Raw genomic sequence first — 22678 nt, 5'->3', positions numbered from 1 at the left:
CTAGCGCGGCTCGATATGCGCAATCATCAACTGCACGGTTTCCTGCCCACGGAACTCGTTCACATCCAGCTTGTAGGCCAACTCCACCCAACGCACGGTCGGGTTCGGCCAGACCTCACGGTCAACCCCAAACGCAATGCCATCGAGCTTCACGGAGCCGCATTCGCTCTTGAGCACCACTTTCAGGTGCCGCTCCCCCACCACACGCTGCTCGACCAACTGAAACACCCCGTGAAACAACGGCTCGGGGAAGTGCTGCCCCCAGGGGCCGGCATGCCGCAGCGCGCGCGCCAGCTCCAGGTGAAACTCTTCCACCGCCAGGGTGCCGTCGGACAATAGCCGGCCGGTCAAGTCTTCTTCGCGCAGTTGCCGACGCACTTCGGCATCGAAGGCCTGGGCAAACAACGGGAAATTCGCCTCGGGCAATGTCAGGCCGGCCGCCATGGCGTGACCGCCGTATTTGCTGATCAGGTTGGGATGCTGGCTCGCCACCACCGCCAGCGCATCGCGGATGTGAAAGCCCTGCACCGAGCGGCCTGAGCCCTTGAGCAGGCCATCACCGGCGTCGGCAAAGGCGATGGTCGGACGGAAATAGCGCTCTTTCATGCGCGACGCCAGGATCCCGATCACACCTTGGTGCCACTCCGGGTCGAACAGGCACAAGCCATACGGCATCGACTCCAGCGGCAAGTCCTTGAGCTGGGCCAGGGCCTCGCGCTGCATGCCTTGTTCGATGGATTTGCGGTCCTGGTTCATGCCGTCCAGTTGCGCGGCCATTTCCCGTGCAGCGGCGAAATCCGTGGTGAGCAGGCATTCGATGCCCAGGCTCATATCGTCCAGGCGCCCGGCGGCATTGAGCCGTGGCCCGAGGATAAACCCGAGGTCGGTGGACGTGAGGCGAGCGTGGTCACGCTTGGCCACTTCGAGGATCGCCTTGATCCCCGGCCGCGCGCGACCGGCACGGATACGCTCGAGGCCCTGGTGGACCAGGATGCGGTTATTGGCGTCCAGCGGCACCACGTCGGCAACGCTGCCCAGGGCGACCAGGTCAAGCAACTCGCCAATGTTCGGCTGCTGCGTGTTCTCGTACCAGCCCAGGCTGCGCAAACGGGCACGCAGGGCCATCAAGACATAAAAGATCACCCCGACCCCGGCCAACGCCTTGCTCGGAAACTCACAGCCGGGCTGGTTCGGGTTGACGATGGCGTCCGCCGCCGGCAACTCATCCCCCGGCAAGTGGTGGTCGGTGACCAGCACCTTGAGCCCCGCCGCCTTCGCTGCCGCCACACCTTCGACGCTGGAGATGCCGTTATCCACGGTGATCAGCAACTGCGGCTCGCGCTGCAGGGCTACGGCGACGATTTCTGGCGTCAGGCCGTAGCCGTATTCGAAACGGTTGGGCACCAGGTAATCGACATGGGCCGCACCGAGCAAGCGCAGGCCCAGGGTGCCCACCGTACTGGCAGTGGCGCCATCGGCGTCGAAGTCGCCGACGATCAGGATGCGCTGGCGTTGCTCCAAGGCCGTCACCAGCAGGTCTACCGCGGCGTCGATGCCCTTGAGCTGCTGATAAGGGATCAACCGCGCCAGGCTCTTGTCCAGCTCAGCTTCCGAGCGCACCCCGCGCGCAGCGTAGAGGCGGGTCAACAGCGGTGGCAATTCACCGAGAAACGGCAGGACAGCAGGCAACGGGCGGGGATCGATACGCATGGGACGCTGGGAAATTCTCTGTAGGGGAAATATTAGCGGCAAGCTACAAGCGCTAGCTCAACCGCGCTCGCCGATCAGCCATTGCAGTTGCACTTCATGCTGGCCACGATCATCGGTGACGAAGATCGTGCCTTCGCTGATCATCACGTCCCACTTGATCACGCGGGGCATGTCCTTGGCCAGGGTCTCGAGGACTTCCTGCGGCACGGCGGCGATGTGGACGTTCTTCAGGGTTTTCGCCACCGGAATCACCTTGCCTTCCCACACGCGCAGGCTGCCGTAAGCCAGCAGACTGGTACGCTCGGCGCGACGCGAGCACCAGGTCAGGCGGTCGGCATCGGGCTGGCCGACTTCGATCCAGTGCAAAACCCGATCATCCAGACTTTTTTCCCACAGGGCTGGCTCGTCTACATCTGACAGACCACGGCCAAACGACAGCTGCTCGCTGTACCAAAGGGCGTAGGCCAGCAGACGCACGGTCATGCGCTCTTCGGTTTCCGAAGGGTGGCGGGCAATGGTCTGTTTGACGCTCTCGTACACCGAGCGATCGAGGTCGGTGAGGTTGAGTTCGAACTTGTAGGTCGTGGACGGCTGGGCCATGAACGGGCTTCTAGAGACAGGGAAAGGCGGGCAGTCTAACCGATGGTAGGGCTATTCAACGAATCCTGCGCTGCATCATCCTTATCCCTGCGCGACTCGCCTATGTTAAAAGGCATTACACCACTGTGCTGCGTATGAAAGGTTCCTCATGTCGTTTAACGCCAAACCGCTTGCCGGCCTGAAAGTCATCGAACTCGGCACCCTGATCGCCGGCCCGTTCGCTTCACGCATCTGCGCCGAATTCGGCGCCGAAGTGATCAAGGTCGAATCCCCGGACGGCGGCGACCCGCTGCGCAAATGGCGCAAGCTGTACGAAGGCACCTCACTGTGGTGGTTCGTACAGGCACGCAACAAAAAATCACTGACGCTGAACCTCAAGCACCCCGACGGCCTGGCCATCCTCAAGCAGTTGCTGACGGACGCCGACATCCTGATCGAAAACTTCCGCCCCGGCGTCCTGGAAAAGCTCGGCCTGAGCTGGGACACCCTGCACGCGCTGAACCCCAAGCTGGTGATGGTGCGCCTCTCGGGCTTTGGCCAGACCGGCCCGATGAAAGACCAGCCGGGGTTTGGCGCGGTCGGCGAATCGATGGGCGGGCTGCGTTACATCACCGGCTTTGAAGACCGCCCGCCGGTACGCACCGGGATTTCCATCGGCGACTCCATTGCCGCCCTGTGGGCGGTGATCGGCGCGCTGATGGCGTTGCGTCACCGCGAGGTCAACGGCGGGCTGGGCCAGGTGGTGGATGTGGCACTGTATGAGGCCATCTTCGCCATGATGGAAAGCATGATCCCGGAGTTCGATGTGTTCGGGTTCATCCGCGAACGCACCGGCAACATCATGCCCGGCATCACACCGTCCTCGATCCACACCAGCGCGGACGGCAAGCATGTGCAGATCGGCGCCAACGGCGATGCGATCTTCAAGCGCTTCATGTCCGCCATCGGCCGTGAGGATCTGGCCAACGACCCGCAATTGGCCAGTAATGACGGGCGTGACGAGCGCCGCGACGAGCTGTATGGCGTGATTGATCGCTGGGTCAATTCGCTGCCGCTGGAACAGGTGGTCGAGCAGCTCAACAAGGCCGAGGTGCCGGCCAGCCGCATCTATAGCGCCGAAGACATGCTCGGGGACCCGCAATTCCTGGCGCGGGAAATGTTCCTCAAGGCGCAACTGCCCGACGGCAAGGACTTCAAGATGCCAGGCATCGTGCCCAAGCTCTCCGACACCCCTGGCAGTTGCGAGTGGGTGGGGCCGCAACTGGGCGAACACAACAGCGTGGTACTCGGTGAGCTGGGCTATGACGCGGCGGCCATCATCCGCTTGCGTGAACAAGGGGCGATCTGATGGCGCGTTCAAGATAATGACTCGCCGCTGGCTATTGCACCTGTGCGCGCCCTTGTTGGGGCTATTGCCGCTACCGACCCAGGCGGAGCAGACCTTGATCTGGCTGGTTCGCGACCTGCCGCCGCTGACGATCTTCGAAGGCCCGCAAAAAGGCCAGGGCGCCATCGACGAATTGTTGCCGATGCTGATGGAGCACCTGCCGGAGTATCAGCACCAGGTCCAGCACGTCAACCGTGCGCGGGGCATGCAGATGCTCCAGGCGCCCTCCCTCACCTGCGACCCTACCCTGCTGTGGACGCCGGAGCGGACCCAATGGATTGTGTATTCCGGCCAGGCGTTTCCCGTGGTGAGCAATGGCGTGGTCGTCCGCCAGCAAAACCGTGAAGTCCTGGCGCCCTTTATCGTGCAAGGCAAGGTCGACCTGGACGCGATGCTACGAGACAAGAGCACACGCCTGGGCATCATCGCCGAGCGCAGCTACGGGCCATTCATCGACGGCATGTTGCAGCAAGGCGACACGCACAATCGAGTGATGCACTACGGCACCGACGCCTTGGGCAGCCTGCTGCAAATGCAGCGCCTGGGACGCCTGGAAGGCGTACTGGGTTACTGGACCGAAATTCGCTATCACGCATTGCAGCAAGGTATCGATCCCGAAGGGCTGGCGTTCTATCCGATTGCCGGCACCGCGCCCTATCAGCACATCCATATCGGTTGTTCGGATACGCCCGAGGGGCGCGAGGTCATGGCGCGTATCAACCAGTTGCTGGGCGACCTGCCGCAGGCGCAGTTGCTGCGTTCCTACGCGTCATGGCTCGACCCGGCCCTGCGCGAGCAATACCTGCTGGACCATTCGCGATTCTATGAAGAAGTGCCCACCCCGTGATAAATCGCGGGCAAAAAGAAACCCCGAAGAGTGGGGAGACACTTCGGGGTTAAACGTGGCCTACAAAGACCAGTACAGCAAGTCACAAACACCGGAGCACAATGTCTGCTCTTGCTGTTACTAAATCTGACCGGCCACGCCGTAGGAAGTTTCCGCGGATAAACAATTCTTCATGCGAGGGCGCTGCTGCGGGTCTGGGCCGCATTGCGCAAGGCAGCGATGACCGAGGGCTCCAGGCGCCCTTCGGCGATTTTCAGATCGCGCAGCAAGCAATCCACGACATCCACCAGGACGCGCTTGTCGGTCAGTTGCGCCCGGTCGACTTCACGCTCGACCACGATGGCACCAGCAGGGTTCTTTACGGTTACCAGGCACTCGCCCTGCACACCAGCGGTGGTCAGCGTAACCTGATAAGGGCTCAGCGCTTCTTCGAGCAATAGGCTGATACTTTCCATTTCGATCACCACTCAATAGTTCGGGAACAATCGTTTCAATGGGGGTTGCCTCTCTCCTAAGTGACTGTTTGTAACGTAGGAAAGTTCGCTTTTTCGTGTTTATGGAGCCGTCAGGGAGTGACTTGATCCAGCATGCGCTTGCAACATGACAACGAAAAAACGGCCGCACATAACTGCTTACGCAATGGGCGGCCGTTTCAGGGTTCGCCCTGCAGCGCGGCCGAGGGTGAACCCTATACTCGGTAAGCGCTGATCACGCTGTCACGCAGCTAGAAGTGCATGTCAAAGGCCCTTATTGCTAAGGATGAACATGATGGTGGAACACAACGAACAACAAGCGTCGATGGAGAAGATGCATGCTGACGTATCTCGCATCTATGCCGAGATTTCACGCATGCATGCCGAGCGAGGCAAGCTCAACGCAGAGTCCTTGAAGATAACCTGTGAGACTTTCTGGTACCCCGTGGGTATCGCCACGGGTTTCTACGCCGCTGTCGGCACCGTGATTGTCGTGGCGCAGAAACTACTCTCATAACGCTCAGCAACCCGGGCCTGCCTGAAACGAAAAACGCCGCTGACCCACGGAAGGGAAAGCGGCGTTTTTGTCTGCGCCAGGGCGCCAGCAGTTTGCCTTACAGCGGCTTACCGCGATTGCCATGCTGGCTGACAAACGCCTGCATCGCCTTCAGGTCATTCGGCAGCACGGTGCAACGCTCTTCACGCTCGAACAGGTCGGACAGATGCTCCGGCAACTCCAGCGCCTTGCCAACGCCGGCCTTCTCCACCGCTTCCGGGAATTTGACCGGGTGCGCGGTGCCGAGGATCACCATCGGGATATCCAGGCTGCGACGGCATTCGCGTGCAGCCCTCACGCCGATCGCGGTGTGCGGGTCGAGCAGTTCGCCGGTCTGGGCATAGACTTCTGCGATGGTTTCGCAGGTCTGTGCATCGTCCACGGCCAGGGAGTCGAACAGCTTGCGGGTTTCGGTCCAGCGCTCTTCATCGACACTGAAACCGCCACCGCTTTTGAAGGTGTCCATCAAGCCGGCAATCGCCGCACCGTTGCGGCCGTGCATGTCGAACAGCAGGCGTTCGAAGTTCGACGACACCATGATGTCCATCGACGGCGACAAGGTGGCGTGCAGGGTTTCCTTGACGTACTGGTTGCCGCTCATGAAGCGGTGCAGGATGTCGTTGCGGTTGGTGGCGACGATCAACTGATTGATCGGCAGGCCCATGTTGCGCGCCAGGTAGCCGGCGAAGATGTCGCCGAAGTTGCCGGTCGGCACCGAGAACGACACCGAACGCGCCGGCCCGCCCAGCTGCAGCGCAGCGTAGAAGTAGTAGACGATCTGGGCCATGATCCGCGCCCAGTTGATCGAGTTCACCGCAACCAGGCGCGTGCCCTTGAGGAAGCTCTGGTCAGCGAAGCTGTTCTTGACCATTTCCTGGCAGTCGTCGAAGTTGCCTTCGATAGCGATGTTGTGGATGTTTTCACCGAAGATGGTGGTCATCTGCCGACGCTGTACTTCCGACACGCGCTTATGCGGGTGCAGGATGAAGATGTCGACGTTTTCGCAGTGCTTGCAGCCTTCGATGGCCGCCGAGCCGGTATCACCGGAAGTGGCGCCGATGATCACCACGCGCTCGCCGCGCTTCTCCAGCACGTAATCGAGCAGGCGCCCCAACAGTTGCAGAGCGAAGTCCTTGAACGCCAGGGTCGGGCCATGGAACAGCTCCAAAACCCACTCATTGCCATTCAGTTGGCGCAGAGGCGCGATGGCGTTGTGGGAAAACACGCCGTAGGTCTCTTCCAGGATCTTTTTGAAATCCGCATCCGGAATGCTGCCGGTGACGAACGGGCGCATCACCCGGAACGCCAGTTCGTGATACGGCAGGCCGGCCCAGGAAGCGATTTCTTCCTGGGTGAAGCGTGGCAGGTTTTCCGGCACGTACAGGCCGCCGTCGGTGGCAAGGCCTGCCAACAGGACGTCTTCGAAATTCAGGGCCGGTGCCTGGCCGCGGGTGCTGATGTAACGCATGACTGGCTCCTCTAAAACATTCTCGAACAGGGGCCGCCGATCACACGGGGCCCCTGGAACAAATCGGTTAGTTCAGGTGTTCGACGCGAATCCGTACCACCGGGCCCACTACGCCTTGCAAGGCTTCCAGGGCTTTGATGGCATCGTTGATGTGCTGCTCGAGCACGCGGTGAGTCAGCAGGATCATCGGCACCTGGCCGTTCTGCTCCTCGACTTCCTTCTGCATGATCGACTCGATGTTGATGCCACGTTCCGACAGGATGCTGGCAACCTGGGCCAGTACGCCCGGATGATCCTTGGCCTGGATGCGCAGGTAGTAGGCGCTTTCGCACGCCTCGATCGGCAGGATCGGGTGGGCCGACAGCGAATCCGGCTGGAAGGCCAGGTGCGGCACGCGGTTTTCCGGGTCGCTGGTCATGGCGCGAACCACGTCCACCAGGTCGGCGATCACCGACGAAGCGGTCGGCTCCATACCGGCGCCGGCACCGTAGAACAGGGTCGAACCGGCGGCGTCACCGTTGACCATCACGGCGTTCATCACGCCATTGACGTTGGCGATCAGGCGGTCGGCCGGGATCAGCGTTGGGTGTACGCGCAACTCGATACCGGCCGCGGTGCAGCGCGCCACGCCCAGGTGCTTGATGCGATAGCCCAGGGCTTCGGCGTAATTCACGTCGGCGGTGGTCAGCTGGGTGATGCCTTCGGTGTAGGCCTTGTCGAACTGCAGCGGGATGCCAAAGGCAATGGACGCAAGGATGGTCAGTTTGTGCGCCGCGTCGATGCCTTCAACGTCGAAGGTCGGGTCGGCTTCGGCGTAACCCAGGGCCTGGGCTTCGGCCAGCACGTCTTCGAAGGTGCGGCCCTTCTCGCGCATTTCGGTGAGGATGAAGTTACCGGTGCCATTGATGATGCCGGCCACCCAGTTGATGCGGTTGGCGGACAGGCCTTCACGGATCGCCTTGATCACCGGGATACCACCGGCCACCGCGGCTTCGAACGCGACGATCACGCCCTTCTCACGCGCCTTGGCGAAGATCTCGTTGCCGTGGACGGCGATCAGCGCCTTGTTGGCGGTGACCACGTGCTTGCCGTTTTCGATCGCCTTGAGCACCAGCTCGCGGGCAATGGTATAGCCGCCCACCAGCTCGATGACGATATCGATTTCTGGGTTGGTCGCCACGGCGAAGACATCGTTGGTAATCGCAATACCGGTCGTTTCGAACTGAGGCTTTGGCGAACGCGTGGCAATTTGCGCCACTTCAATCCCGCGCCCTGCACGGCGGGAAATTTCTTCAGCATTACGCTGAAGTACGTTGAAGGTGCCGCCACCGACGGTCCCTAACCCACAGATGCCTACTTTGACCGGTTTCACTGAAGAACTCCCCATGAAACGGCCGACGCGAGGTCGGCCGTGGAAAACAGCCGCACAACCGCGGCTTTCAATTAATGGCCCATCGACTTATCGAAGGGCCATGATCGTCAAAGGTTCGACGATGCTGGTTTATTTGGCACTCAGCGCCAGTTTCGCAACTTGCGGTGCCGGCTGATAGCCCGGAATCACCTGGCCGTCAGCCAAAACGATGGCCGGTGTACCGTTCACACCAATGGACTGGCCCAGGGCGAACTGCTTGGAAACCGGATTGGCGCACTTGGCCGCTTTGATTTCCTTGCCGTCGACCATCTTGTCCATCGCCGCTTTCTTGTCGGCCGAGCACCAGACCGCCTGCAACTGCTCGTCGCCCGGCGAACCGAGGCCCTGGCGCGGGAACGCGACATAGCGCACTTCCACACCGAGCTTGTTCAGCGCCGGCACTTCGGCGTGCAGCTTGTGGCAGTACGGGCAGGTGGTGTCGGTGAACACGGTGATGTGCGTCTTGGTCTCGCCGATGGCCGGGTAGACCACGGTTTCTGCAACCGGAATGCCGTTGATCAGCTTGGACACGCCCAGGCGCTCGGCTTTCTCGGTCAGGTTGACCGGCTTACCGTCCTTCAACTGGAACAGGTAGCCCTGGACAATGTACTGGCCGTCGGCACTGGCATACAACACGCGGCTGCCCTTGAGCTTGACTTCGTACAGACCGGCCATCGGGCTGGCACTGATGCTTTCGATCGGTGTGTCGAGTTGCAGGTTGGCCAGGCTCTTGCGAATAGTCTGCTCGGCAGCGTCATCGGCGACGGCAAAGGTGGAAACCAACGCAATGGCTGCGGCGGCAATAATCTGGGTCAAGCGCATGGGAACTCCTGAAGGCAGATGCAGGGACGGGTGTGTCGAACACCGATCTGGAAACACGGCACTGTAATCACAAGTCACGCCGTCCCCTTTGCTAACCGGCAAAGCCTACCACAGTTGGGCCGCAGGGCAGCCCGTGGCGGGATAATTTGGCGGTTTTCAGCCTCGCGGATGGTGCTTGGCGTGCATATCCTGCAAGCGCGCCCGTGCCACATGGGTGTAGATCTGGGTTGTGGATAAGTCACTGTGGCCAAGGAGCATTTGCACCACGCGCAAATCCGCGCCGTGGTTGAGCAAATGCGTGGCAAATGCATGGCGCAGAGTATGCGGCGACAGGCTCTTGCCGATCCCCGCCACCTTGGCCTGGTGCTTGATGCGATGCCAGAAAGTCTGGCGGGTCATCTGCTCACCGCGCTGGCTGGGGAACAGCACATCGCTGGGGCGCCCACCGAGCAGTTCGCCGCGCGCATCGCGCATGTAGCGCTCGACCCACACAATCGCTTCTTCCCCCATCGGCACCAGCCGCTCCTTGCTGCCCTTGCCCATCACCCGCAGCACGCCCTGGCGCAGGTTGACTTGCTCGAGGGTCAGGCTGATCAGCTCGGTCACCCGCAGGCCGCAGGCGTAAAGCACTTCGAGCATGGCACGGTCGCGCTGGCCGATGGCTTCGCTCAAGTCCGGGGCGGCGAGCAAGGCGTCAACATCGGCTTCCGACAAGGACTTGGGCAATGGCCGACCCAATTGCGGCATGTCGACCTGTAACGTCGGGTCGAGGGTAATGAGCTTTTCCCGCAGCAGGTAGCGATAAAAGCCACGCACACCGGAAAGGAAGCGCGCTGTGGAGCGCGGCTTGTAGTTCTGCTCCAGGCGCCAGGCCAGGTGATCGAGGATCAACTCACGGCCGGCATTGATCAGCTCGAGGTTTTTTTCCTGCAGCCAGCCGTTGAACAGCGCCAGGTCGCTGCGGTAGGCCTGGCGGGTGTTGTCCGACAGGCCTTTTTCCAGCCAAAGGGCGTCGAGGAAGCGGTCAATCAGAGGATGGTCGATGGCGGGCATGGGGGCTCAGGCAGATGACGGTGGTGTCTGGTAGATCCTATCGCAGGCAAGTCGGCTCCCACATTGGATTTGTGTCGTGCATCGATTTTATGACCACTAATGATCAAGTGTGCAAGCTGGCCCGCCTGCGATAGCCGCGCCGCCGACCCGGCCCCGTCAATAAATCCCAGGCACAAAAAAAGCAGCCCGCAGGCTGCTTTTTTTCTGCATCGGGAAGCTGGACTTAAGCCAGTTTTTCCTTGATGCGAGCTGCTTTACCGGACAGGTCACGCAGGTAGTACAGCTTGGCTTTACGCACGTCACCGCGACGCTTAACGGCCATGCTGTCGATTTGCGGGCTGTAGGTCTGGAAAGTACGCTCTACGCCAACACCGTTGGAGATTTTACGAACAGTGAAAGCACTGTTCACACCACGGTTACGCTTGGCGATTACCACGCCTTCGAACGCTTGCAGACGCGAACGGTCGCCTTCCTTCACTTTCACCTGAACGACAATGGTGTCGCCCGGGGCAAAGGTAGGGATCTCTTTGGTCATCTGCTCTGCTTCGAGTGCAAGGATGATTTTGTTAGTCATGCTGTGCTCCTAAGGTAAGTCAATGGACCTACCATCGATACGTTGTTAACTATCGTCCCGCGCGAGGATGTATTCCTCGAGCAGCTTCTTCTCTTCTCCAGAAAGCGAGCGGCTTTCCAGAAGATCGGCGCGTCGTTCATAGGTCCGACCAAGGGACTGCTGTAAACGCCAACGCCGGATGTGTGCGTGATTGCCACTTAGCAATACGTCGGGAACACGCTGATCCGCATACACCTCCGGTCGGGTGTAGTGCGGGCAATCCAGCAAACCATCCGTGAAGGAATCTTCCTCCGCGGAGTCCGCATGCCCTAAAGCTCCAGGCAGCAGTCGTGTAACCGCATCTATCAGGACCATCGCCGGCAGCTCACCGCCAGACAGGACATAGTCCCCAATCGACCACTCTTCATCGACATGAGCTTCAATGAAACGCTCGTCAATGCCTTCATAGCGACCGGCAATCAGGATCAGTGCTTCCTCATTCGCCAGTTCGCGTACCGCCGCCTGTTTCAGCTGACGGCCTTGAGGGGACAGGTAAATTACCTTCGCCTTCTCCCCGGCGGCAGCCTTGGCCTGAGCCAACGCGTCTTCCAGGGGCTTGATCTTCATCACCATGCCCGGGCCACCGCCAAATGGGCGATCGTCCACAGTGTGATGTCGATCCGTCGTGTAGTCTCGCGGGTTCCAACAGGTGAGCTGCAAGAGCCCCTGTTTCACCGCCCGACTGGTGATGCCGTACTCGCTGATGGCGGAGAACATCTCGGGAAACAAACTGATCACTTCAATGCGCAAATTAGCCACGCTTAGAAGTCCGCGTCCCATTCCACCTTCATCTCGCCCGCGGCCAGGTCGACGGCCAACACGCATTGCTCGGTATAGGGCAACAGGCGTTCGCGATCATCCAGGCTGCCAGCGCAAGGCTTGACCACCATTACATCATTGGCGCCGGTTTCCAGAAGATGATCGATTTTCCCGAGCAATTGCCCGAGTTGATCAATAACCTTCAGACCTTCCAGCTGGTACCAGTAGTACTCGCCGTCGGTCAATTCAGGGAACAGGTTGCGCGGCACGCAGATCTCATAACCGGCCAGAAGACGAGCTTCTTCACGATCATCAAGACCCTTGAGCTTTGCGACCAGGAACTTATCGTTCCCGCGTCCACTGACCAGCTCGACCTGTTTCACATTCCCCTCGCGCTTGAGCGTCCAGGTTTTGTACTGCAACAGGTTTTCAGTCGGATCAGTAAAGGAATACACCTTCACTTCGCCGCGAACGCCATGAACAGAGTAAATCTTGCCGATAACGATCAAATCATCAGCAACAGCTGGCGTCGCGTTCATATTGCTCAGGCTGCGGCCTTAGCCGAGTCCTTCAACAACTTGGCAACACGCTCGGAAGGCTGTGCACCAACGCTCAGCCAGTAGGCTACGCGCTCTTGGTTCACGGACAGACGAACTTCTTGACCACGAGCAACAGGGTTGAAGAAACCAACCTGTTCCTTGTGCGAACCGTCACGCGGGTTGCGGCTGTCGGTTACGGTCAAGTGGTAAAACGGGCGCTTTTTGGAGCCGCCAAGGGCAAGACGGATTGTTAGCATGTGAACATCGTTCCTGTAGTCGGTGCTGCAAATCTAAATGCACAGCGGGCATAGGTGCCCGAAAGGCCGCATATTCTAAGGAATATCCGGACTTTTGCAAATGTCTTTTTCTGGCGCCTATCAGCGTGCCATTCAGATCTGCTATAGAGCCGTCGGTTAAAACGGCAAGTCAGCTCCCGCCAGACGGCGGGTTTGCTGGAGATCCCACATCCCTGTGGGTCGGAGCAGGAGCATGCTCCCGCTCGAAAACTTTACATTTTCGGCATGCCGCCGCCGGGCAACATACCGCCCATGCCGCGCATCATCTTGGCCATTCCGCCCTTGGCGGAGAATTTCTTCATCATCTTCTGCATCTGCTTGTGCTGCTTGATCAAGCGACCGATGTCCTGCACCTGGGTGCCGGAGCCCATGGCGATCCGACGCTTGCGCGAACCGCTGATCAGCTCAGGGTCGCGGCGCTCGGCCGGGGTCATGGAGTTGATGATGGCTTCCATCTGCTTGAACTGCTTCTCTGCCGCGCCCTGGGCATTGCCCATTTGCGCCAGGTTCACACCGCCGATGTTCGGCAGCTTGTCCATCAGGCCGCCGAGGCCGCCCATGTTCTTCATTTGTTGCAACTGATCGCGGAAGTCTTCGAGGTCGAAGCCCTTGCCCTTCTTCAGTTTCTTGGCCAGTTTATCGGCCTTGTCCTTGTCGAGCGTCGCTTCGGCCTGCTCGATCAGGCTGAGCACGTCGCCCATGCCGAGGATACGCGAAGCGATACGCTCAGGGTGGAACGGTTCGAGCGCGTCGCTCTTCTCGCCCATACCGATGAATTTGATCGGCTTGCCGGTGATGGCGCGCACCGACAGCGCGGCACCGCCACGGGCGTCGCCGTCGACCTTGGTCAGGATCACGCCGGTCAGCGGCAGTGCGTCACCAAAGGCCTTGGCGGTGTTGGCCGCATCCTGGCCGGTCATGGCGTCGACCACGAACAGCGTCTCGACCGGGTTGATCGCGGCATGCAGCGCCTTGATCTCGCCCATCATCTCTTCGTCGATGTGCAGGCGACCGGCGGTATCGACGATGACCACGTCGATGAACTTCAGCCTGGCTTCTTTGATCGCCGCATTGGCGATGTCGACCGGCTTCTGGCTCAGGTCGGACGGGAAGAAGGTCACGCCCACTTCGCCCGCGAGCATTTCCAGCTGCTTGATGGCCGCCGGACGGTATACGTCGGCCGACACCACCATCACGGTTTTTTTCTTGCGCTCTTTAAGGAAGCGCGCCAGCTTGCCGGCGGTGGTGGTCTTACCCGCACCTTGCAGACCGGCCATCAGCACGACGGCCGGCGGCACGGCGCTGAGGTTCAGGTCTTCGTTGGCCGCGCCCATCAGGCTTTCGAGCTCGGCCTGGACGATCTTCACAAAAGCCTGGCCCGGCGTCAGGCTGCGGGACACTTCGGTGCCGACCGCGCGCTCCTTGACCGAGTTGACGAAGTCCTTGACCACAGGCAAGGCCACGTCGGCTTCCAGCAGCGCCATGCGTACTTCACGCAGGGTGTCTTTGATATTGTCCTCGGTCAGCTTGGCCTTGCCGGTTACATGGCGCAGCGTCTGCGAGAGACGGTCAGTCAAGTTTTCAAACATGCGCGATCCTTTCAGGCCCTATGGTAGACCGAGGTAATGGCGGCCCAGGCTGTGATAAATCGCTATTAAAAACAGCGCTCGGCGAGCCTGCGGCGTGGGCAGGTCGCGGATTATAGCGAAGACTGCGCCCATGCACACCCGCTGTCTGGCCCTGAAGTCTTTCGTGGAACGCAGGTGTATGCCAAACTCAGCGCCTTTCGGGCTTGCCTAACAGGATTTATGCTCCCTTTGTCACCCAGTTTGCTACCCAGTCTCGCCGCCGCCTTTTTATATGCCGCTGCGACCCTCTACCAAGGCACTCGCCTGGCGCAAGGCGCCAAGGCCGACACTCGCCTGCTGGCAGGCCTTGGCGTCCTCGCCCTGCTCGCCCATGCCGCGAGCCTGTTCACCCACTTGATGACGCCGGTCGGCCTGGGCCTGGATTTTTTCAGCGCCGCCAGCCTGATCGCCGCCGCAGTGATCGCCCTCACGCTGATCGCCTGCGCACGCATCCCGGTGGAAAACCTGCTGGTGCTGCTATTCCCCCTGGGCATGCTGACGGTGCTGCTGGCGCAATTCGCCCCCACCGGCACGGTGCAGGTGATCGACGAAGAGCCGGGCATCCTTGCGCATATCCTGCTGTCGATCCTGGCCTACGGCATGTTCACCATCGCGGTGTTCCAGGCGTTGCTCCTGCTCGTGCAGGACCATCAGCTCAAGCACAAGCATCCGTCGGGCCTGATCAAGAACTTCCCGCCGCTGCAAACCATGGAAAGCCTGCTGTTCAGCTTCCTGTGGGCCGGCTGGACGCTGCTGTCGCTGTCGCTGATCTCTGGCTGGCTGTTCGTCGAGAACCTGTTCGCCCAGCACCTGGTGCATAAAACCCTGCTGGCGTGCCTGGCGTGGGTGGTGTTCAGTGTGCTGCTGTGGGGCCGCAACCGCCTTGGCTGGCGCGGGCACAAGGCGATCCGCTGGACCCTGGCCGGTTTCTGCCTGCTGATGCTGGCCTACTTCGGCAGCAAGCTGGTTCGCGAATACATCCTGCATATCTGACGGGCAGCGATCATGGACAACTTGCCCTTAGGGCCGATGCTCGCGGTAATCGCCTTGCTAATTTTGTGGGCGGCGCTGTTTACCGCCATCGAAGCCGCACAACAGCACCTGCTGGCCCTGCGCCCCGGTACCCGCCAGGGCGACAAAGCCGCCGCCCGCCTGCACTTCCCACGCCACAGCATGATCCTCTGCAACACCCTGTGCCGTGCTGGCGTGGTGATCCTTTGCACCCTGCTGGCGATCTACGCCTGGGCGCAAAACGGCGCGTGGCTGGGCTGGCTGGTCTCCTGCTCGATCCTGCTGGTGCTGGCCGATTACCTGCCGCGCGCCCTGGCCACCCGCCATCCGCAAGCGGTGCTGGGCTTCGGCAATGCCCTGCTGGGCGTGCCGCTGAAAATTATCTACCCCCTCGCCTGGCTGCTCAATGGCATCAGCCTGCTGTTGCTGCGCCCCTTTGCCCGCCCGCCGGGCATGGTGAAAAAAAGCGACGACCCGCAGCCCGACCATGATGACGAACCCGAGCCAGAGGGAGATGAACGTCGCACGCCCGGCATGCCCGGCATCCACGCGCTGGACAACATCACCGTCAACGACATCCTGGTGCCGCGCAGCGAAGTGGACGGCATCAACCTGGACGACTCGCTCGACGCGATCCTCGAGCAACTGCGCAACTCCCAGCGCACCCGCCTGCCGGTGTTCCACAGCGACATCAACCAGGTCGAAGCCGTGCTCAACACCCGGCTGATCCAGCACCTGCTACCGGATGCCAGCCTGACCAAGGAGACCTTGCTCGAGGCCTGCTACGAACCCTACTTCGTCCCGGAAAGCACGCCCCTGCAACTGCAACTGCTGAACTTCCACAAGCAACAGCGGCGCCTGGGCATGGTGGTGGACGAGTATGGCGAAGTGCTGGGCATCGTCACCCTGGAAGACATTCTCGAAGAAATCGTCGGCGAATTCGAAAGCGAACAGAGTGCCGACAACCCGCATATCGAAGCGCAACCGGACGGCCGCTACATCGTCGACGGCACCGCCTCGATCCGCGAATTGAACAAGAGCCTGGCCTGGCACCTGCCCAGCGACGGGCCCAAGACCCTCAACGGCCTGGTGACCGAAGCGCTGGAAACCATTCCCGATTGCGCGGTGTGCCTGAAGATCGGCCGCTACCGCCTGGAAATCCTCGAGACCGAAGACAACCGCGTGAGCAAGGTGCTGATCTGGCACACCAGCCGCGTGCCGGTTGCCACGTAGCCTCGCTGACGGAACACACTGATCCACTGTGTGCAGACGATCAGATTTTCCCCCTTGTTGGATGCGCAACCCCCTTCCTATAATCGGGTCGGCTTACCCAAGCCGCGCCCGACCGCGTGCTATCCGCACGGACCGCGTCCAGGCACTGCCTTGCCCTGTACGACCGGTGTCCGCTCTCATCCCGAGCCGCTCCGCCCACAACCCTGATCCATGGGTGTTCGACCAATAATAATCCGCGTCCAAACGCGCACTGCCCCTCAGGGATACCGCCATGAGCACCACCTATAACGAGGCTGCGACCGCCGCCCCGACCAACTCGACCGCCCGCGTCGCCACCGCCAGCATCGTCGGCACGGCCATCGAGTTCTACGACTTCTATATCTATGCCACTGCGGCCGCGCTAGTGATCGGCCCGGTGTTCTTCCCGCAGACCTCCGGCACGGCGCAGATGCTCGCGTCGTTCCTGACCTTCGGCATCGCGTTCATCGCCCGCCCGCTGGGTTCGGCGCTGTTCGGCCACTTTGGCGACCGTATCGGCCGCAAATCGACGCTGGTGGCTTCGCTGCTGCTGATGGGGGTGTGTACCACGCTGATCGGCTTGCTGCCGGGGTATGACAGCATCGGCGCCTGGGCACCGATTCTGTTGTGCGTGCTGCGTTTCGGCCAAGGCCTGGGGCTGGGCGGGGAATGGGGCGGTGCGGCGTTGCTCGCCACCGAGAACGCGCCGAAGGGCAAACGCGCGTGGTTCGGCATGTTCCCGCAACTCGGTCCTTCGATTGGCTTCCTGGCGGCCAACGGCCTGTTCCTGATCCTGGCCATGAACCTGAACGACGAGCAGTTCCGCAGTTGGGGCTGGCGCATCCCGTTCATCCTCAGCGCGGCGCTGGTGATGGTCGGCCTGTATGCGCGGCTGAAGCTGCATGAAACCCCGGTATTCGCCAGTGCGGTAGCGAAGGAAGCGCCGGTAAAAGTGCCGTTGGTGGAACTGTTCAGCCAGCATTGGCTGCCGGTGCTGCTGGGTGCCGCGTCGATGGTGGTGTGTTACGCGCTGTTCTATATCACCACGGCGTTTTCCCTGAGCTACGGCGTTTCGACCCTGGGCTACAGCCGCGAGACATTCCTCGGCTTGCTGTGTTTTGCCGTGCTGTTCATGGGCCTGGCGACGCCGCTGGCAGCCTTGGCCAGCGATCGATTCGGGCGCAAGCCGGTGCTGATTGTCGGTGCGCTGCTGGCGATTCTGTCGGGGTTCACCATGGAGCCGTTGCTGACCCACGGTTCGACCTGGGCCGTGGCGCTGTTCCTGGCCCTGGAGCTGTTCCTGATGGGTGTGACCTTCGCCCCAATGGGCGCGTTGCTACCGGAACTGTTCCCGACCCGCGTGCGTTATACCGGCGCTTCGGCGGCGTATAACCTGGGTGGGATCGTCGGTGCGTCGGCGGCACCGTTCTTCGCGACCAAGCTGGTGGCGATGGGCGGGCTGAGTTATGTCGGCGGGTATGTGTCGGCGGCAGCGTTGCTGAGCTTGATTGCGGTGCTGTGCTTGAAAGAGACGCGGGATAACGATTTGAACAAGGTTGCCTGATAGATCGCTATCGGGGGCAAGCCCCCTCCCACATTTTGACCGCATTCCTACAGATTAAACGCGGTTAAGTGTGGGAGGGGGCTTGCCCCCGATAGGCACGACGCGGTTTAGAGCTCTACAACAACCGCCTGAGCCGCACGGGTCGCCTTGGCGCGAGCCGCTTCAATCGACTCATCCCGCGCCAACGCCACGCCCATGCGGCGCTGGCCGTTGACTTCCGGCTTACCGAACAGACGCAACGCCGTGTCCGGCTCGCTCAGGGCCGCGCCGAGGTTGGCAAAAGCGGTCTGGGTCGATTGCCCTTCCACCAGGATCACCGCCGATGCCGAAGGCCCGAACTGACGGATCAATGGGATCGGCAGGCCCAGGATGGCGCGCGCGTGCAGGGCGAACTGCGACAAGTCCTGGGAAATCAAGGTGACCAGGCCGGTGTCATGCGGGCGTGGCGACACTTCGCTGAACCACACCTGATCGCCCTTGATGAACAACTCCACGCCAAACAGGCCGCGGCCGCCCAGGGATTCCGTGACGGCCTTGGCCACGCGCTCGGATTCCGCCAGGGCAATCGGGCTCATGGCCTGAGGCTGCCAGGATTCCTGGTAATCGCCTTTCTCCTGACGGTGGCCGACCGGCGCACAGAAGGTCGTGCCGCCGATGTGGCGCACGGTCAGCAGGGTGATTTCGTAGTCGAAGTCGATAAAGCCTTCGATGATCACCCGACCCTTGCCGGCACGCCCGCCTTCCTGAGCGTAATCCCAGGCTTTCTGCACGTCGTCGGCACTGCGCAGCAGGCTCTGGCCCTTGCCCGACGAACTCATCACCGGCTTGACCACACACGGGAAGCCCAGGTCTTGCACGGCCTTGCTGTAGTCTTCGAAGGTATCGGCGAAGTGGTACGGCGAGGTCGGCAGGTCCAGCTCTTCGGCGGCCAGGCGCCGGATGCCTTCGCGGTTCATGGTCAGCGACGCGGCGCGCGCGGTCGGGATCACGGTAAAGCCTTCGGCCTCCAGCTCCACCAGGGTGGCGGTGGCGATGGCTTCGATTTCCGGCACGATGAAGTGCGGTTTTTCCGCCTCGATCACCGCACGCAGGGCCGCGCCGTCGAGCATGTTGATCACATGGCTGCGATGAGCCACCTGCATCGCCGGCGCGTTGGCGTAGCGATCCACGGCAATCACTTCAACGCCCAGGCGTTGCAGTTCGATTACCACTTCCTTGCCCAGCTCACCGCAGCCACACAGCAAAACGCGGGTCGCGGTTGGCGACAATGGAGTTCCGATTCGGGTCATCTCAGGTCCTCAGGGGAGCGGATCATGGGGAGAAAGGCCGGCATTTTACATGAACTGCACAGATTGGCTTCAGTTGGCGACGGCACGTTTGCGGATACGCCAGGCCATGATCAGCCAGACCGCCGTGACCCCGGCGAATTTCGACGCCAGCGCGGTGCCCACCACGGCAGGCGTAAGCGCACCGATCAAGCCGAAAAAGATAAAGGTATCGAGGGGAATGCTCAGCGCCGAACTTATCCACAGGCGATCGTGGAGCGGGCGCTTGGTGATGCTGAACACCAGCCAGTCAATGCACTCGGACACCGCGAACGCAGTGGCGCTGGCCAGCGCGATGGACGGGTCGGAGGTGATATACGACAGCGCCAGCGCCGCCAGCATGGCAAGAATCGCGCCGTGGCCGAAGCGGGTTTGCACCATGTCGCGCAGGATAAACACCAGGCCGCCCCAGGCGGACCAGATCACATCCAGGTGCGGCGCGGTGGAGAAGGCGAAGTTGATCAGCACGACGCTGCTGATGTAGGCGATCAGGAAGAACATGGGGGGATGGACCTGTGGGTAATGCCGCACAGGGTACACAATTACAGGGATGTCGTCTGGGATGGCGCCATCGGGGGCGAGCCCCCTCCCACATTTTGACCGCGTTCCTACAGATTAAACGCGGTCGAATGTGGGAGGGGGCTTGCCCCCGATAGCGATGATTCAGCCAACGGATTTACCGGACGCCATAAACACCAACCCACCCGCCAGCGCCCGCTCATGACACAACCCCAACACCACCCGACGCTCGGCGTTGTCCATGCGGCTCCAACGCGTGATTTCTTCCACGGTACGCTGGCAACCGGTGCAAATGTCGTCGTCATCCAGCGCGCAAATGCTTACGCACGGCGAGGCGACGGGGCGCTCTGGCGGCTTCATTCTTCCTGCTCGACCAGATCCCGCGCATAACGCTGGGCGTTATGCACATAGTGCGCAGCGCTGGCCTCGAGCATCTTCTTCTGCGCGTCAGTCAATTCGCGCACGACTTTGCCCGGCGAGCCCATGACCAGGGAGCCATCGGGAATCTCCTTGCCTTCGCCGATCAGCGAATTGGCGCCGATGATGCAGTGCTTGCCGATCTTCGCGCCGTTGAGGATCACCGCGTTGATGCCGATCAGGCTGTAGTCGCCGACGGTGCAGCCATGCAGCATGGCGTTATGGCCGATGGTCACGCCGGTGCCCAGGGTCAGCGGGTAACCCATGTCGGTGTGCATCACGCTGCCGTCCTGCACATTGCTGTTCTTGCCGATCAGGATCAGTTCGTTGTCGCCACGCAACACCGCGTTGAACCAGACATTGGCGCCCTCCTCCAGCTTGACCTTGCCCACCAGCGTGGCATTCGGCGCCACCCAGCTGTGTGGGTGCGTCTCGACGCGGGCGTCGCCCAGGCGGTATTTCATGATATGTCCTCACGACTGGCCATTTAAACGATGGCTTATAGATGGATGAAGCTCTTGGGCGGCTGGTGCAGGCTGATGTTGGCATCGTCATAGAGCAAATTGATCAGCTCGACGATCATGATTGCCGTCAGCCCCCAGATCTTGTATTCGCCGAACCGATAGCTCGGCACGTACCAACTGCGGCCCTGGTAATCGATGCGGTGCGTATGTTCGCGCGGGTCCTGGCGGAAAAACTCCAGGGGCACGCTGAAGACGGCGGCGATTTCGGCGTCGTTGGCCAGGTAGTCGACGTAGTCCGGGATGACGCCAACGTAGGGCGTGACCCGAATGCCATGTAGGGAAATCAGCGGGCTCAACGGGCCGATCACCTCGACCAGGCCGGGCGGCAGGCCGATTTCTTCTTCGGCTTCGCGCAGGGCGGTGAAGATCAGGTCCGGGTCTTCGGGGTCGCGACGCCCGCCGGGAAAGGCCACTTCGCCACCATGGGTCGACAGGCCGCTGGCGCGCAGGGTCAGGATCAGCTCAGGTTCGTCACTGCGGGTAATCGGCACCAGCACGGCGGCCTCGGGGAAACGCCCGTCGGTCTCAAGCCGTTGCGGTGTGTGATTGCTTACCCGGCGAAGTAGCTCGTCCAGCATGAGTCATCTCGGTCTGTTGGCTACTTTGCATCATGCACCAAAGCGCGCGGGCGCCCAACCCCAAAACCGAAGGGCTGTCGCGAAACGACAACTTGCAGGGCCCTGCCGCCCACGCCAAGATAGGCAGACTTTCCAGGAACCCCAGCATGAATTTCTGCAGCCAGTGCGGTAAACCGGTCACCCAACGCATTCCCGAAGGCGACGCACGCCTGCGTTTTGTATGCGATCACTGTCATACCATTCACTACCAGAACCCCAATATCGTCGCCGGCACCGTGCCGGTGTGGGGCGATCAAGTGTTGTTGTGTCGCCGCGCCATCGAGCCCCGCCTGGGTTACTGGACCCTGCCCGCCGGTTTCATGGAGAACGGCGAGACCGTGGAACAGGCCGCCATGCGCGAGACCATGGAAGAAGCCTGCGCCCATGTACGCAACCTGAGCCTCTACACCCTGATCGACGTACCGCATATCAGCCAGGTGCACGTGTTCTACCGCGCCGAGCTGATTGACCTGAACTTCGCCGCTGGCCCCGAAAGCCTGGAAGTGCGACTGTTCGACGAGGCCGATATCCCTTGGTCCGAGCTGGCTTTCCGCACAGTCGGGCGTACCTTAGAATACTTCTTCGCCGACCGTCGCCTACGGTCGTTCCCGGTGCGCAACGAAGCTGTGCCGCCGCTGTCCCAGCCCGCCCAATAACAAACCGGCAGATCGTCGTCCAAGGGAAATCGTTTTAATGCGTTGGTTGCTTGCTTTGCTCTGCCTGTCGTTCGCCACGTTGTCCTCAGCCACCACCCTGGAAACCCTGGGCGGCAAAACGGTCGAGAAAATTCTGGTCCTCAAGTCCGCCCATCAGTTGCAACTGATCAACGACGGCAAACCCCTCAAGACCTACCGTATCTCCCTGGGCAAAAACCCCAAGGGCACCAAGCTGATCGAGGGCGACCGTCGCACGCCGGAAGGCTTGTATTGGATCGACTGGCGCAAAACCAGCGACCGCTACAACCTGTCCATGCACATCTCCTACCCCAATATCAGCGATTCGGCCCGTGCCCGCCGCCAAGGCGTGAACCCCGGCAGCATGATCATGATCCACGGCACGCCCGACACCGCGGAGTACCCGGAGCAGTGGTTTCACACCCTGGACTGGACCGACGGCTGCATCGGCATGCGTAACGTCGACATGCGCGAAGTCTGGAACCTGGTCAAGGACGGCACCCTGGTCGAGATCCGCCCGTAACCTTCGCCCCTCGGTCAATTAACTAAAAAAGTTTCCTGCCCTCGACAGCGCCTGCCGGTGAATACCAATTCACCCCGCAGGCTGCGCAGCT

Annotated in this window: 25 protein-coding genes; 8 read left to right on the top strand and 17 right to left on the bottom strand. The window is 61.2% G+C overall.

Annotation, left to right across the window (positions count from 1 at the left end):
- Both recJ and ACP7E3_RS11055 read right to left on the bottom strand, forming a co-directional pair.
- Entirely contained in the window at positions 1-1710 is a 1710-nt protein-coding gene (gene recJ, locus ACP7E3_RS11060; RefSeq protein WP_046382204.1) for a single-stranded-DNA-specific exonuclease RecJ, read from the bottom strand.
- Positions 1711-1767: 57 nt separating this feature from the next.
- Positions 1768-2310, bottom strand: a complete 543-nt coding sequence (locus tag ACP7E3_RS11055; protein ID WP_017846127.1) for a YaeQ family protein — start codon at positions 2308-2310, stop codon at positions 1768-1770.
- Positions 2311-2458: 148 nt separating this feature from the next.
- Here ACP7E3_RS11055 and ACP7E3_RS11050 point away from each other — a divergent pair, with 148 nt between their 5' ends.
- Both ACP7E3_RS11050 and ACP7E3_RS11045 read left to right on the top strand, forming a co-directional pair.
- The gene (locus ACP7E3_RS11050) at positions 2459-3658 is read left to right on the top strand and encodes a CaiB/BaiF CoA transferase family protein (RefSeq protein WP_017846128.1); all 1200 of its coding nucleotides are present in this window, start codon (positions 2459-2461) and stop codon (positions 3656-3658) included.
- Positions 3659-3674: 16 nt separating this feature from the next.
- A complete protein-coding gene (locus tag ACP7E3_RS11045) occupies positions 3675-4544 on the top strand; it encodes a TIGR02285 family protein (RefSeq protein ID WP_426123115.1) in 870 nt (289 codons plus the stop codon).
- 170 nt (positions 4545-4714) lie between these two features.
- On the opposite strand, the gene ACP7E3_RS11040 is transcribed toward ACP7E3_RS11045, so the two are convergent.
- Entirely contained in the window at positions 4715-4999 is a 285-nt protein-coding gene (locus ACP7E3_RS11040; protein ID WP_017846130.1) for a DUF3509 domain-containing protein, read from the bottom strand.
- A 313-nt stretch (positions 5000-5312) separates the two neighbouring features.
- On the opposite strand from ACP7E3_RS11040, the gene ACP7E3_RS11035 reads away from it, so the two are divergent.
- On the top strand, positions 5313-5534 hold the full coding sequence (locus ACP7E3_RS11035; protein ID WP_017846131.1) for a hypothetical protein: 222 nt from the start codon (positions 5313-5315) through the stop codon (positions 5532-5534).
- Between the two features lie 97 nt (positions 5535-5631).
- Here the strand turns inward: ACP7E3_RS11035 and thrC are convergent, their stop codons facing one another.
- The 9 genes from thrC to ffh form a co-directional block, all read right to left on the bottom strand.
- The gene (thrC, locus tag ACP7E3_RS11030) at positions 5632-7041 is read right to left on the bottom strand and encodes a threonine synthase (protein WP_426123113.1); all 1410 of its coding nucleotides are present in this window, start codon (positions 7039-7041) and stop codon (positions 5632-5634) included.
- A 67-nt stretch (positions 7042-7108) separates the two neighbouring features.
- Positions 7109-8413: a homoserine dehydrogenase gene (locus tag ACP7E3_RS11025; RefSeq protein WP_017846133.1), complete on the bottom strand. Its 1305-nt coding sequence runs from the start codon at positions 8411-8413 to the stop codon at positions 7109-7111.
- A 129-nt stretch (positions 8414-8542) separates the two neighbouring features.
- Entirely contained in the window at positions 8543-9274 is a 732-nt protein-coding gene (locus ACP7E3_RS11020) for a thioredoxin fold domain-containing protein (RefSeq protein WP_003175893.1), read from the bottom strand.
- 156 nt (positions 9275-9430) lie between these two features.
- On the bottom strand, positions 9431-10327 hold the full coding sequence (gene xerD / locus ACP7E3_RS11015; RefSeq protein WP_079444621.1) for a site-specific tyrosine recombinase XerD: 897 nt from the start codon (positions 10325-10327) through the stop codon (positions 9431-9433).
- A gap of 223 nt (positions 10328-10550) precedes the next feature.
- Entirely contained in the window at positions 10551-10901 is a 351-nt protein-coding gene (rplS, locus tag ACP7E3_RS11010) for a 50S ribosomal protein L19 (RefSeq protein WP_003175895.1), read from the bottom strand.
- Between the two features lie 45 nt (positions 10902-10946).
- Positions 10947-11720, bottom strand: coding sequence for a tRNA (guanosine(37)-N1)-methyltransferase TrmD (trmD, locus tag ACP7E3_RS11005; RefSeq protein WP_169864091.1), 774 nt, complete (start codon positions 11718-11720; stop codon positions 10947-10949).
- Positions 11702-12238, bottom strand: a complete 537-nt coding sequence (gene rimM, locus ACP7E3_RS11000; RefSeq protein ID WP_008014731.1) for a ribosome maturation factor RimM — start codon at positions 12236-12238, stop codon at positions 11702-11704. Before rimM ends, trmD begins: the two co-directional genes overlap by 19 nt.
- A 5-nt stretch (positions 12239-12243) precedes the next feature.
- Positions 12244-12495: a 30S ribosomal protein S16 gene (rpsP, locus tag ACP7E3_RS10995; RefSeq protein WP_003175899.1), complete on the bottom strand. Its 252-nt coding sequence runs from the start codon at positions 12493-12495 to the stop codon at positions 12244-12246.
- A gap of 251 nt (positions 12496-12746) precedes the next feature.
- Entirely contained in the window at positions 12747-14123 is a 1377-nt protein-coding gene (gene ffh, locus ACP7E3_RS10990; RefSeq protein ID WP_017846136.1) for a signal recognition particle protein, read from the bottom strand.
- A gap of 219 nt (positions 14124-14342) precedes the next feature.
- On the opposite strand from ffh, the gene ACP7E3_RS10985 reads away from it, so the two are divergent.
- From ACP7E3_RS10985 to ACP7E3_RS10975, 3 genes are all read left to right on the top strand, one after another.
- Positions 14343-15155, top strand: a complete 813-nt coding sequence (locus ACP7E3_RS10985) for a cytochrome C assembly family protein (protein WP_026139922.1) — start codon at positions 14343-14345, stop codon at positions 15153-15155.
- Between the two features lie 12 nt (positions 15156-15167).
- Positions 15168-16406, top strand: a complete 1239-nt coding sequence (locus tag ACP7E3_RS10980) for a transporter associated domain-containing protein (RefSeq protein ID WP_046382198.1) — start codon at positions 15168-15170, stop codon at positions 16404-16406.
- Between the two features lie 271 nt (positions 16407-16677).
- Entirely contained in the window at positions 16678-17988 is a 1311-nt protein-coding gene (locus ACP7E3_RS10975; protein WP_017846139.1) for an MFS transporter, read from the top strand.
- A gap of 107 nt (positions 17989-18095) precedes the next feature.
- Here the strand turns inward: ACP7E3_RS10975 and purT are convergent, their stop codons facing one another.
- The 5 genes from purT to ACP7E3_RS10950 form a co-directional block, all read right to left on the bottom strand.
- A complete protein-coding gene (gene purT / locus ACP7E3_RS10970) occupies positions 18096-19277 on the bottom strand; it encodes a formate-dependent phosphoribosylglycinamide formyltransferase (protein WP_026139924.1) in 1182 nt (393 codons plus the stop codon).
- Between the two features lie 69 nt (positions 19278-19346).
- Positions 19347-19814: a preQ0 transporter gene (locus ACP7E3_RS10965; protein WP_079444622.1), complete on the bottom strand. Its 468-nt coding sequence runs from the start codon at positions 19812-19814 to the stop codon at positions 19347-19349.
- A gap of 162 nt (positions 19815-19976) precedes the next feature.
- Positions 19977-20192, bottom strand: coding sequence for a DUF1289 domain-containing protein (locus ACP7E3_RS10960; protein ID WP_046382197.1), 216 nt, complete (start codon positions 20190-20192; stop codon positions 19977-19979).
- Positions 20189-20713, bottom strand: a complete 525-nt coding sequence (locus ACP7E3_RS10955; RefSeq protein WP_017846143.1) for a gamma carbonic anhydrase family protein — start codon at positions 20711-20713, stop codon at positions 20189-20191. The genes ACP7E3_RS10960 and ACP7E3_RS10955 overlap by 4 nt, the downstream gene beginning before the upstream one ends.
- A 35-nt stretch (positions 20714-20748) precedes the next feature.
- Positions 20749-21351 (bottom strand): CoA pyrophosphatase, encoded by a 603-nt coding sequence (locus tag ACP7E3_RS10950; protein WP_017846144.1) that lies wholly within the window; start codon positions 21349-21351, stop codon positions 20749-20751.
- 146 nt (positions 21352-21497) lie between these two features.
- Here ACP7E3_RS10950 and ACP7E3_RS10945 point away from each other — a divergent pair, with 146 nt between their 5' ends.
- Both ACP7E3_RS10945 and ACP7E3_RS10940 read left to right on the top strand, forming a co-directional pair.
- A complete protein-coding gene (locus ACP7E3_RS10945; protein WP_017846145.1) occupies positions 21498-22046 on the top strand; it encodes an NUDIX hydrolase in 549 nt (182 codons plus the stop codon).
- A gap of 37 nt (positions 22047-22083) precedes the next feature.
- On the top strand, positions 22084-22587 hold the full coding sequence (locus ACP7E3_RS10940; protein WP_017846146.1) for a L,D-transpeptidase family protein: 504 nt from the start codon (positions 22084-22086) through the stop codon (positions 22585-22587).
- Positions 22588-22678: the final 91 nt, after the last annotated feature.

Source organism: Pseudomonas sp. PSPC2-3 (assembly GCF_049898265.1).
Classification (GTDB): Bacteria; Pseudomonadota; Gammaproteobacteria; order Pseudomonadales; family Pseudomonadaceae; genus Aquipseudomonas; species Aquipseudomonas veronii.
Note: the sequence above shows the minus strand (reverse complement) of the source record. Positions and strands in the feature narration are given on the sequence as shown.

Coding starts and splice junctions, on each gene's coding strand:
- recJ (WP_046382204.1), bottom strand. CDS start 1,710: ATGCGTATCGATCCCCGCCCGTTGCCTGCTGTCCTGCCGTTTCTCGGT.
- ACP7E3_RS11055 (WP_017846127.1), bottom strand. CDS start 2,310: ATGGCCCAGCCGTCCACGACCTACAAGTTCGAACTCAACCTCACCGAC.
- ACP7E3_RS11050 (WP_017846128.1), top strand. CDS start 2,459: ATGTCGTTTAACGCCAAACCGCTTGCCGGCCTGAAAGTCATCGAACTC.
- ACP7E3_RS11045 (WP_426123115.1), top strand. CDS start 3,675: ATGACTCGCCGCTGGCTATTGCACCTGTGCGCGCCCTTGTTGGGGCTA.
- ACP7E3_RS11040 (WP_017846130.1), bottom strand. CDS start 4,999: ATGGAAAGTATCAGCCTATTGCTCGAAGAAGCGCTGAGCCCTTATCAG.
- ACP7E3_RS11035 (WP_017846131.1), top strand. CDS start 5,313: ATGGTGGAACACAACGAACAACAAGCGTCGATGGAGAAGATGCATGCT.
- thrC (WP_426123113.1), bottom strand. CDS start 7,041: ATGCGTTACATCAGCACCCGCGGCCAGGCACCGGCCCTGAATTTCGAA.
- ACP7E3_RS11020 (WP_003175893.1), bottom strand. CDS start 9,274: ATGCGCTTGACCCAGATTATTGCCGCCGCAGCCATTGCGTTGGTTTCC.
- xerD (WP_079444621.1), bottom strand. CDS start 10,327: ATGCCCGCCATCGACCATCCTCTGATTGACCGCTTCCTCGACGCCCTT.
- rplS (WP_003175895.1), bottom strand. CDS start 10,901: ATGACTAACAAAATCATCCTTGCACTCGAAGCAGAGCAGATGACCAAA.
- trmD (WP_169864091.1), bottom strand. CDS start 11,720: ATGGGACGCGGACTTCTAAGCGTGGCTAATTTGCGCATTGAAGTGATC.
- rimM (WP_008014731.1), bottom strand. CDS start 12,238: ATGAACGCGACGCCAGCTGTTGCTGATGATTTGATCGTTATCGGCAAG.
- rpsP (WP_003175899.1), bottom strand. CDS start 12,495: ATGCTAACAATCCGTCTTGCCCTTGGCGGCTCCAAAAAGCGCCCGTTT.
- ffh (WP_017846136.1), bottom strand. CDS start 14,123: ATGTTTGAAAACTTGACTGACCGTCTCTCGCAGACGCTGCGCCATGTA.
- ACP7E3_RS10985 (WP_026139922.1), top strand. CDS start 14,343: ATGCTCCCTTTGTCACCCAGTTTGCTACCCAGTCTCGCCGCCGCCTTT.
- ACP7E3_RS10980 (WP_046382198.1), top strand. CDS start 15,168: ATGGACAACTTGCCCTTAGGGCCGATGCTCGCGGTAATCGCCTTGCTA.
- ACP7E3_RS10975 (WP_017846139.1), top strand. CDS start 16,678: ATGAGCACCACCTATAACGAGGCTGCGACCGCCGCCCCGACCAACTCG.
- purT (WP_026139924.1), bottom strand. CDS start 19,277: ATGACCCGAATCGGAACTCCATTGTCGCCAACCGCGACCCGCGTTTTG.
- ACP7E3_RS10965 (WP_079444622.1), bottom strand. CDS start 19,814: ATGTTCTTCCTGATCGCCTACATCAGCAGCGTCGTGCTGATCAACTTC.
- ACP7E3_RS10960 (WP_046382197.1), bottom strand. CDS start 20,192: ATGAAGCCGCCAGAGCGCCCCGTCGCCTCGCCGTGCGTAAGCATTTGC.
- ACP7E3_RS10955 (WP_017846143.1), bottom strand. CDS start 20,713: ATGAAATACCGCCTGGGCGACGCCCGCGTCGAGACGCACCCACACAGC.
- ACP7E3_RS10950 (WP_017846144.1), bottom strand. CDS start 21,351: ATGCTGGACGAGCTACTTCGCCGGGTAAGCAATCACACACCGCAACGG.
- ACP7E3_RS10945 (WP_017846145.1), top strand. CDS start 21,498: ATGAATTTCTGCAGCCAGTGCGGTAAACCGGTCACCCAACGCATTCCC.
- ACP7E3_RS10940 (WP_017846146.1), top strand. CDS start 22,084: ATGCGTTGGTTGCTTGCTTTGCTCTGCCTGTCGTTCGCCACGTTGTCC.